The sequence below is a fragment of the Vibrio gelatinilyticus genome (assembly GCF_022836845.1).
In the GTDB taxonomy this organism is placed as follows: domain Bacteria; phylum Pseudomonadota; class Gammaproteobacteria; order Enterobacterales; family Vibrionaceae; genus Vibrio; species Vibrio gelatinilyticus.
On record NZ_JAJNNZ010000019.1, the window covers coordinates 52,130 to 69,958 of the forward strand.

At 45.5% G+C, this 17,829-nt stretch carries 16 protein-coding genes; 10 read left to right on the top strand and 6 right to left on the bottom strand.

Features of this window, described 5'->3' with window-relative positions:
* Positions 1 to 209: 209 nt before the first annotated feature.
* From wecA to LNL84_RS17670, 3 genes are all read right to left on the bottom strand, one after another.
* Complete coding sequence (gene wecA / locus LNL84_RS17660; protein WP_244359028.1) at positions 210 to 1,286, bottom strand: UDP-N-acetylglucosamine--undecaprenyl-phosphate N-acetylglucosaminephosphotransferase; 1,077 nt, start codon at positions 1,284 to 1,286, stop codon at positions 210 to 212.
* A gap of 177 nt (positions 1,287 to 1,463) precedes the next feature.
* A complete protein-coding gene (locus LNL84_RS17665; protein ID WP_244359029.1) occupies positions 1,464 to 1,697 on the bottom strand; it encodes a hypothetical protein in 234 nt (77 codons plus the stop codon).
* A gap of 215 nt (positions 1,698 to 1,912) precedes the next feature.
* Positions 1,913 to 2,191: a hypothetical protein gene (locus LNL84_RS17670; RefSeq protein WP_244359030.1), complete on the bottom strand. Its 279-nt coding sequence runs from the start codon at positions 2,189 to 2,191 to the stop codon at positions 1,913 to 1,915.
* A gap of 393 nt (positions 2,192 to 2,584) precedes the next feature.
* Between LNL84_RS17670 and LNL84_RS17675 the strand changes: the two genes are divergently transcribed.
* Positions 2,585 to 3,916: a hypothetical protein gene (locus LNL84_RS17675; RefSeq protein WP_244359031.1), complete on the top strand. Its 1,332-nt coding sequence runs from the start codon at positions 2,585 to 2,587 to the stop codon at positions 3,914 to 3,916.
* Between the two features lie 123 nt (positions 3,917 to 4,039).
* Here the strand turns inward: LNL84_RS17675 and LNL84_RS17680 are convergent, their stop codons facing one another.
* Positions 4,040 to 5,209 carry a conjugal transfer protein TraF gene (locus tag LNL84_RS17680; RefSeq protein ID WP_244359032.1) on the bottom strand — a complete coding sequence of 390 codons (1,170 nt, stop codon included), beginning with the start codon at positions 5,207 to 5,209 and terminating at the stop codon, positions 4,040 to 4,042.
* Positions 5,210 to 5,775: 566 nt separating this feature from the next.
* Here LNL84_RS17680 and LNL84_RS17685 point away from each other — a divergent pair.
* From LNL84_RS17685 to LNL84_RS17720, 8 genes are all read left to right on the top strand, one after another.
* The gene (locus LNL84_RS17685) at positions 5,776 to 7,137 is read left to right on the top strand and encodes an MBL fold metallo-hydrolase RNA specificity domain-containing protein (RefSeq protein ID WP_244359033.1); all 1,362 of its coding nucleotides are present in this window, start codon (positions 5,776 to 5,778) and stop codon (positions 7,135 to 7,137) included.
* Positions 7,138 to 7,302: 165 nt separating this feature from the next.
* Positions 7,303 to 8,469, top strand: a complete 1,167-nt coding sequence (locus LNL84_RS17690) for a nucleotide sugar dehydrogenase (protein ID WP_244359034.1) — start codon at positions 7,303 to 7,305, stop codon at positions 8,467 to 8,469.
* Positions 8,470 to 8,848: 379 nt separating this feature from the next.
* Positions 8,849 to 10,066, top strand: coding sequence for an ABC transporter substrate-binding protein (locus tag LNL84_RS17695; protein WP_244359043.1), 1,218 nt, complete (start codon positions 8,849 to 8,851; stop codon positions 10,064 to 10,066).
* 99 nt (positions 10,067 to 10,165) lie between these two features.
* A complete protein-coding gene (locus LNL84_RS17700; protein ID WP_244359035.1) occupies positions 10,166 to 11,089 on the top strand; it encodes a carbohydrate ABC transporter permease in 924 nt (307 codons plus the stop codon).
* Between the two features lie 5 nt (positions 11,090 to 11,094).
* Positions 11,095 to 11,976: a carbohydrate ABC transporter permease gene (locus LNL84_RS17705; RefSeq protein WP_244359044.1), complete on the top strand. Its 882-nt coding sequence runs from the start codon at positions 11,095 to 11,097 to the stop codon at positions 11,974 to 11,976.
* A 5-nt stretch (positions 11,977 to 11,981) separates the two neighbouring features.
* A complete protein-coding gene (locus tag LNL84_RS17710) occupies positions 11,982 to 13,100 on the top strand; it encodes an ABC transporter ATP-binding protein (protein WP_244359036.1) in 1,119 nt (372 codons plus the stop codon).
* Between the two features lie 365 nt (positions 13,101 to 13,465).
* Positions 13,466 to 14,227, top strand: coding sequence for a response regulator (locus LNL84_RS17715; protein ID WP_244359037.1), 762 nt, complete (start codon positions 13,466 to 13,468; stop codon positions 14,225 to 14,227).
* 3 nt (positions 14,228 to 14,230) lie between these two features.
* Positions 14,231 to 15,673, top strand: coding sequence for an ATP-binding protein (locus tag LNL84_RS17720; RefSeq protein WP_244359038.1), 1,443 nt, complete (start codon positions 14,231 to 14,233; stop codon positions 15,671 to 15,673).
* A gap of 72 nt (positions 15,674 to 15,745) precedes the next feature.
* Here the strand turns inward: LNL84_RS17720 and rraA are convergent, their stop codons facing one another.
* Together rraA and LNL84_RS17730 are read right to left on the bottom strand one after the other, a co-directional pair.
* On the bottom strand, positions 15,746 to 16,261 hold the full coding sequence (gene rraA, locus LNL84_RS17725; RefSeq protein WP_244359039.1) for a ribonuclease E activity regulator RraA: 516 nt from the start codon (positions 16,259 to 16,261) through the stop codon (positions 15,746 to 15,748).
* 81 nt (positions 16,262 to 16,342) lie between these two features.
* Entirely contained in the window at positions 16,343 to 17,260 is a 918-nt protein-coding gene (locus LNL84_RS17730) for a 1,4-dihydroxy-2-naphthoate polyprenyltransferase (protein WP_244359040.1), read from the bottom strand.
* A 188-nt stretch (positions 17,261 to 17,448) separates the two neighbouring features.
* Between LNL84_RS17730 and LNL84_RS17735 the strand changes: the two genes are divergently transcribed.
* Positions 17,449 to 17,736 (top strand): GIY-YIG nuclease family protein, encoded by a 288-nt coding sequence (locus LNL84_RS17735; RefSeq protein WP_244359041.1) that lies wholly within the window; start codon positions 17,449 to 17,451, stop codon positions 17,734 to 17,736.
* The last annotated feature ends 93 nt before the right edge of the window (positions 17,737 to 17,829 follow it).

Below are 17,829 nucleotides of genomic sequence, written 5' to 3' on the forward strand. Positions count from 1 at the left end.
CTGAGACCTTGTAGTGATGAATACTGCTTGTTCGATAATAAAGCAATTAGGCTCAAAACAAAAATGCTGCTGGCTTTCAACGAGTGATTTTCGTCAAGATTTCCATCAGATGCGTTTACCGATGTGACGAGTTCAGCGCGCTGACTTTAGCTTTGACGGCTATAGCTGCACGCGCTGGTTTATATTGGGGAATATGAAAAAACGTTGGGTTAAGAGTTTTGAACGGCCAACTTTTCCTCTTTTCCTACTCGTTTTCGGACAAACTTGGTGATTTTCCAAATATGTGACAAGCAGTAAGTGTACGCGACAAAGCACACTACAAAAGAGTAAAACATGAAGGCCTCTGAAAGTTGAGCCACTTCACCATAAAGCCCAAATGCCGTGAGAAGTGAAGCCAGGCTGCAAATGGCCAGTAACGTCTGACGAGAGCTGAGCCCAAGTCTTTGACATATATGATGTAAGTGCTCTCGGTCGGGCTTGAAAGGCGAATCGCCACGACGAATACGGCGGATCATGATGGCGGCCATATCCATCAGTGGAAGGGCGATCAACCAAAGGGCTGTAATTGGGCGCATCAGTGGCTCACTGGCATCTTGGCTGGCACTTAAAAGTAGCCAAATTACCGTAAACCCAATCATCATACTGCCAGCATCGCCCATGAACACTTTTCTTTTTTTACCCACTAACCCCAAGTTCATGAGAATGTAGGGCAATGCAGCGCTAATAAACAACAAGCAAATATCGGATAAGGTGTGATGGTCATTTGAAGACAGTAACCAGGCCAATGCAGCAAAGGTGACGATTGAAAGCCCGCCAAGAAGACCATCGATACCGTCGACCATGTTAAAGGCATTAATAGCACCAATGACCGCAAATACGGTAATAACATAGGCAAACCCACCTAGTTCGACAGCGCCCAAACCAAATAGATTGCCTAATGTCGATAGCTCTAAGCCGCCGAAGTACATCATTGCGACAGACAGAAGAGCTTGAATTACCAGTCTGACTTTAAAGCAGACGTCAAACTTGTCATCAAGCGCCCCTAATACAGTCAGCGCACCGATAGAGGTTAAAAACAAGGGTTGATGTTTGATTGGAAGTTGAAACAGTACGACGGATAAAGTCACTGTTATACATATCGCAATGCCACCCACGAGTGGTACAGAGCCTTGGTGATGTTTCCGCGCATTGGGTTTATCCATTAAACCTAATTTTGGAGCCATTTTGCGGCAGATCGATAAGACGATAAACGCAGAGAAGAACGTAAAAGTGAGAAGATAAAGCATCCTAGCCTAGCCTTGATAGTTTTTATAAATTTAATAATTTGGCTGAGGTATTCTAGCGTTCTTTATAGTCAAGATGAAGCATATTATGAACCAAGATCATGTTTTACATGCAACATATTGACCAACCTCTTATTTTAGGTGGTTATCTGTCAAAGATTGTTTGATATTTTTCCTTAATTAGTCACGTGGCTGAGAAATAACGCGACGGACCTTTTCTGCAGAGCTAAATAAAGAGAAGGCACCAAAACAACACAGTGCTGTCGTTAAAGCGGCAAAGGTGAGTAGGAGGTTTTCGGCCGTGAGCAGCGTGGCAATGCTTGAAAACGCCATAAGGATAAATGCTAACTCGATCATGCGGCCAGTAATGGCATTCTTTTGGCGGAAAAATGCGTATTTTAAAGTCAGTGTCATTGGCTTAACCATCCTTAGTTCTTGTTCTCTTATTGGTATTACGCCAAAGATCACCAGGGCTTAAAAACACAGTGCGTAAAACTTGGAATAGGTCTCAAATTATTTATTGATTAATTAGACATTGAGCCAAAGTTTCACCAGCCTCAATAGAAGAAAAAGGGTCGAAGACAGCTGTCTTCGACCCTTTTTCGTTTGACGTTTGTGGTCTGCGGAGCTTACCAGTACACATCCAAATCTTGGGTATCGAGCATCATCATGTCATCCACCAGATCCCATTGGTGCAATAGGTCGGTCACCACGGCCATATCAATTAACTTCGCATCAAAGTGCTCACCGGATTCAGTTTGCACTAAGGTATAAGACGTTTCTTTTTTTGCGCTGGTGGCGTTATTCCACGCTTCTAAACACTCCTGTTCTGTCAGTGCTGGGGCGTTTGCTAAAGGCAGGCTGTGATTGCCAACTTTGAGATAGATTGCCAGTGATGTCTGCGCCATAAACAAGTCCTCCATGACTCGATTCTTGAAAATGAAATGTCGACTACGAACGGTACCATGTTAACCAATGTTGCCATATTGTTAACTTATCGTATTTTGCGCCTGCTGCCTAACGCGCACGTTTGAAAATTGACCTTGATCAAATTACGGCTGAGAGTATCGCTCATAAATGGTATTAGATTCATATAATGACGCGTTTTCAGGGTGGTTATTCATTTGGTGAATGTTTTGTTTGTTGGTCTTTGTGTTTTTCGATTTTATTGATTTTTCGTATGTAATTGTTGGGCTAATCTCTTTTTAAAATAAAGAGTTAAGTATAAAATGGCACAGCTCAATAAATTTGCGTTGATAAGCGCTTGAGTGACTATTAAATAATAATTCTAAGGATAGAAAATGCAAAAACCTATCAAGACGCTAGCCTGCCTTGCATTGGCAACCAGTCTAATTGGCTGTGCGTCCACATCGTCAGATGAATCGCAACAAACCGTTACCACCAATGTTCAGCTAGAGCTGTTTGATGAGCTTAAAGCCAGATTAGATACGGCGGTTAAGCAGCACAGCGACGAAGAGTTGCAGTGGTTTGCCACCCAAGCTTATGCATCGATGACAGAAGCACTCAAAGAAGCCCGTGACGCATACTCGGAGTTTGAACATGATCCGAAGAACATCAACGAGTCCGGACTGTTCTCTAGTCAGACTTATGGCCAGGAAATGATAGCGTCACTTAATGTCTTCGAGATGGCGTACAAAAGTGCTGAAAATACGAAGCAGCGCGTGTTGACCGTGATGGCAGTGGCGTTTGAAAACCGCGAGTATTTGCACAAGGTGAACGCTTCGGCTATCTACCCAAATGATTTCAGACGTGTTGAAAAGCAGCTAAAGCAAGTGGTTGACCATGTCGCCAATAACGCAGAAGTGGATAATGATAAACTGGTTTCCCTAGAGAAGAGCCAACATAAGCTGGAGGCGAAATCGGTCACTAAGCACTATCTTGGTGAGCCTCAGGAAACATTCAAAAAGCAAAAGCAGCAGCAATTTGCCAGCGATGCTCCATTGGTCATGGCTCGTTCTGAAGCTGCATTGATGCAAGCTAAGGCGTTTATTCAGGGTTCTCCGCGCCAACATGACGAAATACAACAACGTGCTGATGCCGTTGAGTTTGCCCTGCAGCGAGCGGAAAAGATCGTCACGCAGGTACGCGAGCTTAAAGCTCTGCCTGAAAAGCAATATGAGCGTTATATCCTTAACCTAGAGCAAGCACTGCACGGCATTGCAACGGCGTCGGCCGCAGGGGACTTTAGAAACGAGACACTAAAAGATCACGCAAAACTGATCGAGCAGGCGATGGTTAAAACGTCGCAAAGTGATCAACAGAAATGGCAATCGTTGGCGGTGGAACTTGAAAAGGTGAAGCAAGATTGGCAGCAAGATGTTCAAACATTCTCTGTTCAATCAAAGACTCTAACTCAAGAAAAGAAAGCGCTGGAAGCTGAGCTTCTTGAAGTTAAGGCCGTGAAAGCCGCGATGTTGACGTCACCTAATCAAGAGCAGCCAGCGGCGTTGTCTGTGGTTGATGACGCTGTTGAATCTGCACCGGCAGTTGAAACGCCTGTGAATGATGGGTCAGTCGTCCCTGTGAGCGACATACCTCAAGCTCAAAGTGACGTTGAACTTCAGAAAACCGCGCCGACCAGCGAAGCGCAGGAGCAAACTGTGAGCTCTTAGGTGGTATCTAGAGCGCTAGCTTTAATGCTCATAACAAGCCCACTTCATTGTGAAGTGGGCTTTTTACTTCTAGCGCGAATGAAATTTGCGCGGCTGAGTTCTATTTAAACTCAGATCATAAACTTAGAACGTAAACGCTAAATTAGCGGCGGCTCCTACTTGATTGCTGCCAGCGTAGTTCGCGGCGATGTCGAAGCTCACCACATCGAATGGGCTGATGCCAATACCGGCTGTTATCGCACTGTCTGCAGTCTCTTGCAGGTCGATTTCATAACCAGCGCGCAATTGTGCCCAGCCCCATGCGTTGCCTTCTACCCCAAAACGCAGGAACTGCGTTTCGTCAGCAATAGAAGCAAATCGTTCGTTTTTCGTCAGCTCTAGATCGACCGCTGCGCTAATAAGGGAGCCATTATAAGCCGCGCCCACGGTGACCATTGGGTTGAGTTTATAGGTGTCTTTCTTTACGCCATTATGGTCATTCACATCCACTTCTTGAGCGATCAAATCACGCAGGGTCAGGCCAACGCGCCACGCATCCAGGCTCCAGGAGGCGCCCAAATCGAAGTTAAACGCATTCTTCTCTGTTAGGCTGTCATCGACATTCTCTACATCAAAATCGGCAACGGAAGCGTTGAGGTAGTAAGTTCTGAGCTGCTGAAATTTCGGCGTGATGCCAAACGCGATGTCTTGTTTCGCGATGTTAAAAGACTTGCCCAATGCCAGGCCAAATTCAGCGTAGGCGAAGGCTTGAAGCGCAACGCTGGAGTTCTGGTAACGATTTTCAATATCGTTGATTGGGTTGTCTGTGGCATTGTAAGGCGCGATGATGGGTGCTGCGATGGCTTCGGCATAACCGCGCGAATACAGGTTACTTGAAACCAGCTCAGAGGGCAGTGCAACGGCAAACCCTAAGCTGGCGCTAACCGTGGTTGGTTTGTTGCCTTCAAGATCATCAAGAAGGCGGTTGATGTCATCAAGCTTGCCAAGTGGATCGCTGAAGGCGCTTTCGTAGTCGTCGATGGCTTTTTGCAGATCATCCAGTGTAGAGACGGTATCGTCACTGTCGCGATACTCCATCCCAAACGCTGGTAATAGCAAACCGACATCGTCGTTATCTTTGAAACTGGCGGTTAAAGCCGGGTTGTACAGGCCTGCTGTAAGGTAGTCGGCCGACGCCACTCCCGTGTTGCCCATTGCAGCGCCACGCGCTTCAATCATATTGTTGGATGCTGTGGCCATCACCGGAGCCAAAGCAAACAAGATCCCAACTGCTAATTGTGTCTTATTATTCATGCTGTTCCTTGCGAATAAACGCTTTATAGTCTGGTTCAATTGATTGAACTCATTGTTTGTTTTCTGGTGTGTTACACCATTCTGATAGTTTGCTCATTAGCAGGGATCGCCGATCACTTTGTGACTGCTTGCTAATTCTCATCAATTACAGGCGACCAAGCGCGAAAAACAGTAAATCTGATAGTCAACATTTTGGACGTGCAAGGTTGCCGTGCTTGATTGGGCTACCTTGTTATTTGCTTTAGGTTTGGAAAAAAACGGGCGTTTATGCAAATGTATGAATAGAGGAATAGAGGAATAGAGGAATAGAGGAATAGAGGAATAGAGGAATAGAGGAATAGAGGAATAGAGGAATAGAGGAATAGAGGAATAGAGGAATGGGAGAATAGAGGAATGGGAGAATAGAGGAATGGGAGAATAGAGGAATGGGGGAATAAGTTGGAGGTTTCGTGATGAGATTCACGAGCTTTGCTGGCACAGGGGAAAAGTCGACCTGGCTAGGCCAGTATAGGTCTATGTTTATGTGAGCCAATGAGTTGGCGTAAGGCTGTTGCAAGGACGAAGAGATGCAATTAAACGATAAGGTTGCTGTGATTCATCACGGAGGCAAAGGGACGGTCACGGGCTCTTGTCATGAGCTAAAAATCGGTCGCGATGCCGTGTTGGTTGATTGCGGTCTGTTTCAGGGGGAAGATGCACCGAATAAAGCATTGTCGGCACTTAATATTACCTTTCCGATTCAGCACATTGCTGCGTTAGTACTTACTCACTCCCATATTGACCATATAGGTCGTCTGCCATGGCTGCTGGCAGCGGGCTTTTCTGGGCCCATTTACTGTACGAAAGCCACGGCTGAACTGGTGCCACTGATGCTAGAAGATGGGTTAAAATTGCAGTTGGGTTTCAATCGAGGTCAGCAATCGAGAATCATTGAGCTTGTGCGTAAACGAATTCAGGCCGTAGATTATAATGTTTGGTTTCCAATCAAAAGCAAAGTCAGTGGTTACTTTACCTATGGGCGCTTTCATCATGCTGGGCACATTTTGGGTTCGGCGTATGTGGAGTTTAAACTGCCAAATCAAGAAATGGCCGTCTTCTCAGGGGACCTTGGGCCGAATGATACGCCTTTGCTGCCCGATCCTGTGGCGCCGATGCGTGCCGACTATTTATTTGTAGAGTCCACCTACGGTGATAGCAATCATCAAGACATCGCGTCTCGAAGTGAGCGCCTGCTTACTATCATCAAACGTAGTTTACAAGATGGCGGCGCAATCATTATCCCTGCTTTTAGTGTTGGCCGAACTCAAGAGCTGCTGTTTGATATTGAACAGTTGATTGCCAAGCATCACCTCGATGATCGCTTACCTATAATCTTGGATTCACCGTTAGCATTGCGAGTAACAAAGTCCTATCGGCGTTTTAAAAAGTTGTGGGGAAATGAAGCGAAAAAGCGCCTCGATGCCAGACGTCACCCGTTGAACTTTAAGCAATGCATTACCGTCGATTCGTATTCTCAACACAAGAAAATAGTCAATCGTCTGCAAGGCTCGGCAGAGCCAGCGATCATTATTGCTGCGTCTGGAATGTGCCAGGGAGGGCGCGTTATGGACTATTTGAAAGCGTTGCTCCCCGATGGGCGTACGGATGTGATTTTTGCCGGCTATCAAGCAAACGGGACACTGGGAAGAGACATACAAGATGGCAAGACAACGGTTTGGATTGATCAGGTGCCCGTGAATGTAAACGCCCAAGTGCATCAGCTGTCTGGGTATTCTGCGCACGCTGGGCAAGAGGACTTACTCCGCTTTGTTGAAGCCATTCGAGCGCCAATAACGCAATTACACCTTATCCATGGCGAGCCCAGCAGCAAACGTGAACTTAAAGAGATGTTAATGCGCAGAGGGTTTGAGGGCAAAATAGTTGAGTAGTGAGCGCCCGTGCTTTCTTGAACTGTAATGTAACAATGACAAATCGTCACTTGACGCAGTGACGTTGTGCCGAGACAATTGCAACCAGTTACTTTTGGGCACAGATTGCACGTTAAGCCTATGATTAGGGTTGTTGTAATCGCACGAATAGAATTGGAATCGAATATGAAAATTGCAGTTGCTGGTACCGGTTACGTTGGTTTATCGAATGCCATGTTATTGTCTCAAAACCATGAGGTGGTGGCGGTAGACATCATCGCTGAAAAGGTCGAGATGCTGTGTAACAAGCAGTCTCCGATTGTGGATAAAGAGATTGAAGCGTTCCTTCAGCGTGATGATCTTAATTTTACCGCCACTCTGGATAAAGAGGCGGCGTATCAAGGTGCTGATTACGTCATCGTGGCCACACCAACTGATTACGATCCGCAATCGAACTACTTCAACACCAAGTCTGTCGAAGCGGTGATCAAAGAGGTGATGGCCATTAACCCCAGTGCGGCAATTGTGATTAAGTCTACCGTGCCTGTGGGTTATACCGAACGTGTGAGCCAAGAGCTTGGCACGGACAATGTATTTTTCTCGCCAGAGTTTTTGCGCGAAGGCAGCGCACTGTATGATAATTTACACCCGTCGCGCATTATCATTGGTGAGCGCAGTGAGCGAGCGAAAGTCTTTGCCGATATGCTGGTGGAAGGAGCGATAAAGGAAGACATCGATGTGTTGTTTACCGAATCGACCGAAGCCGAAGCGGTGAAGCTGTTCTCAAATACCTACCTTGCAATGCGTGTGGCGTATTTTAATGAGCTGGACTCGTACGCAGAAGCGCACGGTTTGGACTCTCGTCAAATCATCGAAGGCGTGGCACTTGACCCGCGAATTGGTGGTCATTACTGCAATCCATCGTTTGGCTATGGTGGCTACTGCCTGCCAAAAGACACCAAGCAACTTTTGGCGAACTACCAGGATGTACCTAATAACATCATTGGTGCGATTGTTGATGCTAACCGGACTCGTAAAGACTTTATCGCCGAAGCGATTTTAAAACGCGAACCTAGAGTCGTCGGTGTCTATCGTTTGATCATGAAATCAGGTTCGGATAACTTCCGCGCTTCCAGTATTCAAGGCATCATGAAGCGCCTGAAAGCCAAAGGCGTTGAAGTCATTGTCTATGAGCCAGTACTAGAGGAAGACACGTTTTTCCATTCTCGTGTTATCAAGGATGTGGATGCGTTTAAACAAGAAGCGGATGTGATCATCTCTAACCGCATGCTCGCTGAACTGGAAGATGTGAAAGACAAAGTGTATACCCGTGACTTGTTTGGTAATGACTAAGCGTTAGTTACCGGCTAATAAAGCGATAAAGGCGAGATATTTTCTCGCCTTTTTTGATCGCGCGATGTCGGTCATGACCGCGTGTAAAAGTACGGTTAGGTAACATTTTGTACATATGAATTTGTCGTGTACAAAACGTTACACGGCAGAAAGTGACATCCAATCCCCTTTCCCCCACATTAATATATGTATCACCTGCAGTACGGATAATTCGCTTCAAATCAGGAGTCGACATCGTAGGTGAGGTTTGCCAATAACATCCATAGATTACAAGCATTACAAAGGAATTGGCAAAATCGAACATCATTCAGGAGGAATACCCGTGAAACATGCTACCCCAAAAAATACCATCAAAACATTAAGTCTGACATCCGCAATTATGGCTGCACTCTCGTTCCCCGTACACGCTGGTGAAGTAGAAGTTCTGCATTATTGGACTTCTGGCGGCGAGGCTGCGTCACTGAAAGTGCTCCAAAAAATGATGAGTGAAGAGGGGCACTCGTGGACTGATTTTGCCGTTGCTGGTGGCGGTGGAGAAACTGCGATGACGGTACTGAAATCGCGTGTTATTTCGGGCAACCCACCTTCGTCATCAATGATTGCCGGTCCGGAGATCCAAAATTGGGGAGAACTAGACGTTCTGGCCAATATGGATGAAGTCGCCAAAGCGGGCAAGTGGAATGCATTGCTTCCTGAAAATATCGCCGATATCCACAAATACGAAGGTCACTATGTCGCAGTGCCAGTCAATGTACACCGAATCAACTGGATGTGGATCAACAAGGCCATCTTAGATGAAGTCAATGGTGGCAAAGTACCAACCGACTGGGATGGTTTTTTTGCGTTTATGGATAACGCTACCAAAGCGGGCTATATCGGCTTCTCTCACGGTGGTCAGGATTGGCAAGATGCAACTGTCTTTGAGCAGATCGCGCTTGGTACCGGTGGTACGCAGTGGTATCAGAAAGCCTTTATTGAACTCGATCAGGATGCTCTTAAATCGGATGAAATGACCCAAGCTTTCGAGCGCTTTAAAAAACTAAAATCGTATATGGATTCAGGAATGCCGGGCCGTGACTGGAACCTAGCAACCGCGCAAATTATCGAAGGTAAGGCGGCGGTACAGATCATGGGTGACTGGGCTAAAGGTGAATTCACCGCAGCAGGCAAAGTTCCTGGCGAAGATTATGTCTGTGCAGCCGTACCGGGTACAACCGATTCATTTACCTTTAATGTCGATGCGTTCATGATGTTCAATAACCAAAGTAAAGACAACATTGACGCGCAAAAAACCTTGGCGAAATTGCTTCTTTCGAAAGATTTCCAAGAAGAGTTTAACTTGAGAAAGGGCTCTATTCCGGTTCGTCCTGATGTCTCTCTAGAGCGCTTTGATAGTTGTGCAAAACTGTCCATGAGCGATTTTAAAGCGGCGTCTATAAACAAAACGTTAATGCCAAGCTTCTCGCATGCCATGGCGATGCAGCCAGAGGTGAGTGGTGCGGTGTATGACGCTGTGACCAATTTCTTCAATAACAACGAGCAAACTGCCGAGCAAGCAACTGAAAAGCTAGCCTCTGCTATCGCGTCTGCACTTTAGCGTCATTGAGCAGTTGGTGTAAGCCAACTGCTCATTCTTTGAAGTCCTCTTCTATCGCTCATTAGTTCCACTGAATTATCATGGGTTGACTGGTCGCATATGAACACACAAATAGAACAATTCTCACGCCCTGAAGAAAAACCGAAATACGACGTTATGAATCAGTTGCAATCGGCGCTGCCCAAATTGCTACTCGCCCCCACGATGGTAATAACCGTTGTATTTATCTATGGGTTCATTATTTGGTCGGCGGTGCTGTCGTTTACCAAGTCAAAAATGCTTCCCAACTATAACTTTGTTGGATTCGCCAATTACGAAAAGCTATTTGCTTTAGATCGTTGGAGCGTTGCTTACACCAATTTAATCGTGTTTGGCTTCTTGTTTATCATCATCTGCATGATTGTCGGCACATTACTGGCGGTGTTCTTGGATCAAAAGATCCGTTTTGAAGGTACGCTAAGAACCATATACCTGTATCCGATGGCATTGTCTTTGATTGTTACGGGTACCGCCTGGAAGTGGATACTTAATCCCGATATTGGCATCCAAAGCGTGATGCGCAGTTTAGGGTTTGAATCGTTCACCTTTGACTGGATTATTGATCCCAATATGGTGGTTTATACTTTAGTCATTGCCGCTGTTTGGCAAGCTTCCGGGTTTGTTATGGCATTAATGCTAGCCGGACTTCGTGGTGTCGATAGTTCCATCATAAAGGCGGCACAGATTGATGGCGCAAGTACGGTTAGAATCTATTGGCGCATCATCCTTCCCATTTTAAGACCTATCTATTTTAGTGCGTTTATTATTTTGTCTCATCTAGCGATAAAGAGCTTCGATTTGGTGATGGTTTTGACCGCCGGTGGCCCTGGATATTCTAGCGATCTGCCTGCTACTTTTATGTACACCTATACTTTCTCGCGCAGCCAAATTGGCCTAGGTACAGCCAGTGCGATGTTGACATTAATGGGGTTCCTGGCGCTCCTCATTCCTTACCTTTACAGTGAATTAAGGAGTAAAAAATGAACGCTATGTCATCGGCAAATGGTCTAGTTTTCAATGCTAGAAAGCACATCAGTCGTGTGTTTGTTTATGCGGTGCTTGGGTTGTTTGCGGCGTATTTCTTGTTACCTTTGTTTGTCATGTTGGTGAACTCATTCAAAGACCTCAGTGAGATACGGGGAGGTAATCTGCTGATGCCGCCCAAATCGCCAACGGCCGAACCTTGGATTAAGGCTTGGGGAGAGGCTTGTACGGGACTCAATTGCGACGGTGTAAAAGGGTATTTCATTAACTCAATGGTGATCACTTTGCCTGCAGTGTTTTTGGCCTCAGCGATTGGTGCCATCAATGGCTATATTCTCTCGAAGTGGCAGTTTAAAGGTAGCGAAGCGTTCTTTGCGCTAATGCTTCTTGGCTGCTTTATCCCATTTCAAGCGATATTACTACCGATGGCGCAAACATTGGGTTTTTTGGGGCTCGCAAACTCAGTGCCAGGCCTTATTCTGGTACACACTGTTTATGGGATCCCATTTACAACTTTGTTTTACCGAAATTACTACGTGGGTATTCCTACGGAGCTGATCTCTGCTGCGAAACTTGATGGTGCGAGCTTCTTTCAAACTTTCTTCAAAATCATTTTACCGCTTTCAACGCCGATTATCATCGTGACCGTTATTTGGGAGTTTACTAACATCTGGAATGACTTCCTTTTCGGGGTCATCTATTCAGGTCCAACCTCTCAACCGATCACGGTTGCACTGAATAATTTGGTGAATACCAGCACCGGTGTTAAGGAATACAACGTCGATATGGCTGCCGCAATGATTGCGGGGTTACCAACGATTTTGGTTTATATCATTTCAGGAAAATACTTCTTGCGCGGCCTTGTTGCTGGCGCAGTTAAAGGATAACAATTATGGCTGAACTTCATATTAGTAAGGTGTCTAAGCACTATGGTGACTTCAAAGCCTTACACAATATCGACATTCAAATTGATAACGGTGAGTTTTTGGCTTTAGTCGGGCCTTCTGGTTGTGGTAAGTCGACGTTGATGAACACCATCGCAGGGCTTGAGGATATTTCTGATGGACAAATCAGAATGGCAAATAAAGACGTTACCAACCTTGCACCAAAGGACCGTGATATTGCGATGGTCTTTCAATCCTACGCGCTTTACCCCAGTATGACGGTGTACCAGAACATTGCTTTTGCTCTTGAAATCCGTAAGCGACCAAAAGATGAGATAGACAAAGAAGTTAAACGAGTCGCAAGGCTGTTAAAAATAGAGCATCTCTTAGAGCGAAAGCCAGCCGCGCTGTCAGGAGGGCAACGTCAGCGCGTTGCAATGGGGCGAGCACTAGCGCGTGAACCTAAAGTGTACTTGTTTGATGAACCGCTAAGTAATTTAGATGCCAAGTTACGTGTGCAAATGCGTACGGAAATCAAAAAACTCCACAAGCGACTCAATACCACCACAGTCTATGTCACGCACGACCAAGTAGAGGCGATGACGTTAGCTGATCGAATCGCAGTCATGAAAGATGGACATTTACTTCAATTAGGTACGCCTGCTGAAATCTACAGTCGACCAGTGAATATGTTTGTAGCTGGGTTTATGGGATCACCAGCCATGAATTTTATTTCGACAACCATTTCTCGCAATGACTTGGGTGAATTTGTTATTGAACTCACAGCTTCTCAGCAGGCAAGCTACTCTCTATCGTTGCCAAATGGGACCGATTACTCTGATTGGGTGGGACGAGAGATTATCATGGGGATCCGTCCAGAACATATTCTGGCCGATCCACAGCAATTGCCAGCAGTTTTGTGTGACATCGAAGTCACCGAACCGACAGGTGCTGATCTCCTTATAACAACGTCTGTAAACGAAACGGAAATTATCGCTCGAGTGTCTCCAGAAAGTGAGGTAACCGCCAGTCGAGCACATGAACTGTTTTTCGACTTGAAGAAAGCGGTTTTCTTTGATCCTCAATCTCAAGACCGACTTAATCTTGCATCCACGAAATCGCTTTAACGCTCTTTGCGAAAGTTGCAGGTTATTCAATCAGTGCCGATTGACCGCTGATATTGTCAGTCGTGTAAAATCGGCACTTTACCTCAATGTGAAGCATGATTTACCTTCGATATGTTGCTTTAAATCGAGGTGGTCTAGTGAACGTAAGGTATTGTTGGAAAAGGTTCACTATGAGTGAGCCCCTTTTTATTCTGTTATTGGAAAGTGCCACCACAAGTGCTCTTTGTTGTTTTGGTGATACTTCACACAACCTTGGCGACAAGTGATAGATCAACGCGGTATTTTGGTTTGTAATACACTTGTGAAACGGGTGTTGCAAATTTCTTTGCTTATTCAATTAATACCGATATGGAAATCGAAATTTTATGGGATTTAAGCACATCGTGGTGGTGGATGATGACCCTGATATTCAAGAGCTGCTTGTAGAGTACCTGCAAGATCAGAATTTTGTTGTGTCCAGTGCGGAAAATGCACAACAGCTTGATCATGTTATTGGTACCGAAGATATTGACCTTATAATCTTAGATCTGATGCTTCCTGGGGAAGATGGTTATTCTATCTGTCGCCGCCTCTCTGTTACTCACGGTATCCCAATGCTAATGTTAACCGCTAATGGCGATGATATTAGCCGTATTGTAGGGTTAGAAATGGGGGCTGATGACTATATGGCGAAGCCGTTTAACCCTAGAGTGTTGCTCGCCAAAATTAAAGCTCTGTTAAGGCGCTCGGAGAAAAGGTCGATAAATGCTGAAACAGCAGTGCCCGTTAGCAGTGTCATCACGCATGAACAAAATAAACTTAGCCACTTCGAACACTGGACACTCAATCACGCGAATCGACAGCTAAACCACACCAATGGTGATACGTTCGTACTAAGCAGTCAGGATTTTCATTTGATGGTGACATTACTGGCGTTCCCCAATCAAGAGCTCTCTCGGGACGTTCTGTATGACAAAACCCGTGGTCATGAGCATTCACCGTACGAGCGGAGTCTTGATGTACAGATTTCCCGTCTGCGTCAACGGCTTGAAGTGGACGTGAAGCAACCGAAGCTGATCCAAACCGTTCGAGGCGTTGGTTACTTGCTGTGTGCCAACGTGAAGGTCAAGTATCAAAGCTATGGCTAATACATGAAACGCTTTACCAGTCATCGCAGCCGCATTTTATTGACCTTGCTTATTGGCGTCACATTGACTCAAACGCTGAGCTATATCATTTGGCGAGATCAAGAGAATCAAAAACACTACTCACTTGTTAATCAGGTGACGGAAAACTTAGCGTATCGCATATTGTCGACCATTGAGTTTTTTGAAGAACTCCCAACGTCTTATCGGCATGTGGTTCTGAATCAATTGCGACAAATGGGTGGGGCTCGATTCTATGTCAGTATCAACAATGACTATTTGAAGCAAGAAGAACTACCACCAAGAAAAGACAAGCAGATTGCCAAGGACAATTTTATTGAAATTCTTGGTCAAGCTTATGATCCAAAAAATATTCATATCAATTTCACTACTGCCGAAACGTTAACGGTCCATAAAGACAGCACTAAATTGTCTGATCTTCCGACTCGATGGTCGGGGAGGCTTGTGCTTGCCCCTTTAGATAGCCCGATAACGGTCATTCAAATTCGGTTTGATGATGGACAGTGGCTCTATGTGGCCACCATGTTACCTATATCCGATTTTATGAACATTTCATTTGTAGACAGGCACGACATCATTTACTTGCTATTTATACTGACTGGAGTCGCAATTATTGGTGCCATTATGGTGCATTATCAAACTAAACCTTTGCTTGCTATCCAAGTGGCAGCTCAGAATTTGTCGCAAGATATTTACCATGCCCCTTTACCAGAAAAGGGCTCTTCAGAGCTGAAAGATGTTGCCTCTATGTTTAACCAACTTCAATCGAAGATTCAAGGCTATTTGCAAGAGAGAGAAACCATTTTTTCTGCGATGTCTCATGATCTAAAAACGCCAATTACTCGCTTACGATTGCGCGCAGAGATGCTTAATGAAACTAAGCATCAAGAGCGCTTAATTCGCGATATCGACCTAATTGATGACATGGTAAAAGATGCACTTTCTGCACTGAAAAACGAGCAAATGAGCACTCCTGATAGCAGGATAGAGTTGGGTGAAGTGTTGGAGGCTATTAAGCGAGAAGTTAATTCGAACTTGTGGCCAATCGTTATAAAGTCGAGCTCCGTTTGTATTATCTCTCAGCATTCATCAATAAAGCGAGCGCTGACTAATTTTATCGATAATGCGATTAAATACGGGCAAGGGTGTGAGATTTCTATTACAGATCATAATGATACGGCGGTGATAAAAATCAGAGACTTTGGCCCAGGAATTCCTCCATCTCAGCAAGAGATCGTGTTCAGTCCATTTGTTCGATTAGAGCACTCTCGAAATCGGAATGAAGGGGGGACGGGGCTTGGTATGGGGTTAGCGAGGTCTATGGTGCGAAAACTGGGTGGGGAAGTAGTGCTAGAAAATCATGCTAAGCAAGGGCTAGTTGTGAACGTATTTATACCGAAATCTCGGGAATACATTACACTCGAGTAGACTGTAACTACAACAAACCCGTTGTCAGAACAAACCGAACCTCAAAGGGCCGGTTTGTAAACCGATATACTGTTATTCAGCGCCTTCTTCATCATCAAGTTCCAAATTCACATCTAGAGGCTCTTGCGACAAAATGATGCCAGTACTGTCGGCATAGAGGTAATCTTCTGGTAGGAAGGTAACGCCACCGAAGTTGACCGGAATGTCCGTTTCACCGATATCACTTTGGTTTGCACCAACAGGGATAGAGGCCAAAGCTTGAATACCTAAGTTGATATCTTCGAGTTCATCGACTTCACGCACGCTGCCGTAAACCACAATGCCTTCCCATTCGTTCTCTTCTGCAATGGCTGCAATTTCGGCATCAATTAATGCTTTACGCAGTGAACCACCACCATCAATCAGCAGTACACGGCCAACGCCGTCTTGTTCTAAGATATCGCGGATCACGCCGTTATCTTCGTAGCATTTCACGGTGGTGACTTGCCCAGCGAAAGAAGCGCTGCCACCAAAGTTACTGAACATAGGCTCGACAACGTCCACTTGGTCGAGATAGATATCACATAGTGCTGAAGTACTGTATTCCATAGCGGCTCTTTTGTGCAGTGAGAACAATTAGTATCTTTCGAGTATATCGGGTCAATGAGTCAATGCAATGACAAGGCTCAATTATGTCATAAGAGTTTGAGCTATAACCACTCCAGAAAAAAGGAGATTGGTGACCAGTGAGCACTTCACAACGATGGGCATCATGGGCGCAATTTGCGCTGGTGTTGTGGTTCGCCACACAGCTTTACCATGTTTTATCACAGCAAAAAGACTCAATAGAAAGGGTAAGCTGACCCATAAACTGGAGGTGTTTAAGCTTAGGTACAAGGTAAAACAGAACACCGCGCTAAACAGCAGGGCGAAGTGATAGCCTTTTGCGCGCTGCTGGCCTAATCGCACCGCCATGGTTCGCTTACCACATGCACTGTCGTTTTCGATGTCTCGCATGTTGTTGACGTTAAGCACGGCAACCGCCAGTAAACCACAGCCAACCGCAGGAAGAAACAAGCCAATATCCACTTGCCCGGTGTGCAGAAAGTAGGTGCCAGAAACACCCAGCAAGCCAAAAAAGATAAACACAGAGAGATCGCCAAGGCCGACATAGCCATAGGGTTTATTACCCACGGTATAGGCAATGGCCGCAATAATGGCGAGTACGCCAAGACCGACGAACGCGAGAATACTCTGCAGCGAGTCTAAAGCATGAAAAACGAGCGCGAGCCCAGCCACGACAGTCAAAATGACGTTGAGAATGATGGCCGTTTTCATCTCTTGTTGCGTGACTGCGCCAGATTGCATCGCACGCATTGGGCCTAAACGCTGCTCGTTGTCGGTGCCTTTGACCGCGTCGCCGTAGTCGTTGGCAAGGTTTGACAATATCTGCAGTAGCGTGGCCGTCAACAAAGCAAGCTGTGCAACAGACCAAGACATTGCGCCATGAGAAAAGGCCAAAGCACTGCCCGTGACGATTGATACGAGCGCTAAAGGTAAGGTCTTTGGTCTTGCTGCATCAAGCCAAATGCGCAGTGATTGATTCATAACTACTCTGTTGTGTTAAAGCAATAGACCCAGTATACGCAATTTAGTGGCGAGTCCAAGAGAAGGTCACGTATCGCCTGTTATCTTGGAAGTATTGTTTAAGTTTGATTTTTCCTGAAATGAGAAAGCTATGAGGTTTCCGGCAGAGTCGTTTGGCTATCATTCGTTAATTTGAAGAGCACTCAGCGATGAAGCAACCTTGTGTTTATATTCTGGCATCTAAAAGTCATGCTGTTTTATACATAGGAGTTACCTCAAATCTGCAACGACGTGTGTGGCAGCACAAAAATGGTGTGGTCGCGGGTTTTAGTCGCAAATATAACGTACATCAGTTGGTTTATTACGAAGTTCACCAATCGATGCAAGCGGCTATTTTAAGGGAGAGGCAACTGAAAAAGTGGAAGCGTGAGTGGAAAGAAAACCTCATCAATGGGCTGAACCCGAATTGGGACGATTTATCCATGATATTTGAGTGATTAGTTCCTCTTCGTCATCCCTGAAACAATGCACCCGCCGTGGTTAATGTGTGTGAGATTACTTTGGCATTGTTGTCAGGGATCTGGGCTTGC

Bases quoted from the DNA above. Each gene is read 5' to 3' on its own strand.
- wecA (WP_244359028.1), bottom strand. From the start codon at position 1,286: ATGCTTTATCTTCTCACTTTTACGTTCTTCTCTGCGTTTATCGTCTTA.
- LNL84_RS17665 (WP_244359029.1), bottom strand. From the start codon at position 1,697: ATGACACTGACTTTAAAATACGCATTTTTCCGCCAAAAGAATGCCATT.
- LNL84_RS17670 (WP_244359030.1), bottom strand. From the start codon at position 2,191: ATGGCGCAGACATCACTGGCAATCTATCTCAAAGTTGGCAATCACAGC.
- LNL84_RS17675 (WP_244359031.1), top strand. From the start codon at position 2,585: ATGCAAAAACCTATCAAGACGCTAGCCTGCCTTGCATTGGCAACCAGT.
- LNL84_RS17680 (WP_244359032.1), bottom strand. From the start codon at position 5,209: ATGAATAATAAGACACAATTAGCAGTTGGGATCTTGTTTGCTTTGGCT.
- LNL84_RS17685 (WP_244359033.1), top strand. From the start codon at position 5,776: ATGCAATTAAACGATAAGGTTGCTGTGATTCATCACGGAGGCAAAGGG.
- LNL84_RS17690 (WP_244359034.1), top strand. From the start codon at position 7,303: ATGAAAATTGCAGTTGCTGGTACCGGTTACGTTGGTTTATCGAATGCC.
- LNL84_RS17695 (WP_244359043.1), top strand. From the start codon at position 8,849: ATGGCTGCACTCTCGTTCCCCGTACACGCTGGTGAAGTAGAAGTTCTG.
- LNL84_RS17700 (WP_244359035.1), top strand. From the start codon at position 10,166: ATGAACACACAAATAGAACAATTCTCACGCCCTGAAGAAAAACCGAAA.
- LNL84_RS17705 (WP_244359044.1), top strand. From the start codon at position 11,095: ATGTCATCGGCAAATGGTCTAGTTTTCAATGCTAGAAAGCACATCAGT.
- LNL84_RS17710 (WP_244359036.1), top strand. From the start codon at position 11,982: ATGGCTGAACTTCATATTAGTAAGGTGTCTAAGCACTATGGTGACTTC.
- LNL84_RS17715 (WP_244359037.1), top strand. From the start codon at position 13,466: ATGGGATTTAAGCACATCGTGGTGGTGGATGATGACCCTGATATTCAA.
- LNL84_RS17720 (WP_244359038.1), top strand. From the start codon at position 14,231: ATGAAACGCTTTACCAGTCATCGCAGCCGCATTTTATTGACCTTGCTT.
- rraA (WP_244359039.1), bottom strand. From the start codon at position 16,261: ATGGAATACAGTACTTCAGCACTATGTGATATCTATCTCGACCAAGTG.
- LNL84_RS17730 (WP_244359040.1), bottom strand. From the start codon at position 17,260: ATGAATCAATCACTGCGCATTTGGCTTGATGCAGCAAGACCAAAGACC.
- LNL84_RS17735 (WP_244359041.1), top strand. From the start codon at position 17,449: ATGAAGCAACCTTGTGTTTATATTCTGGCATCTAAAAGTCATGCTGTT.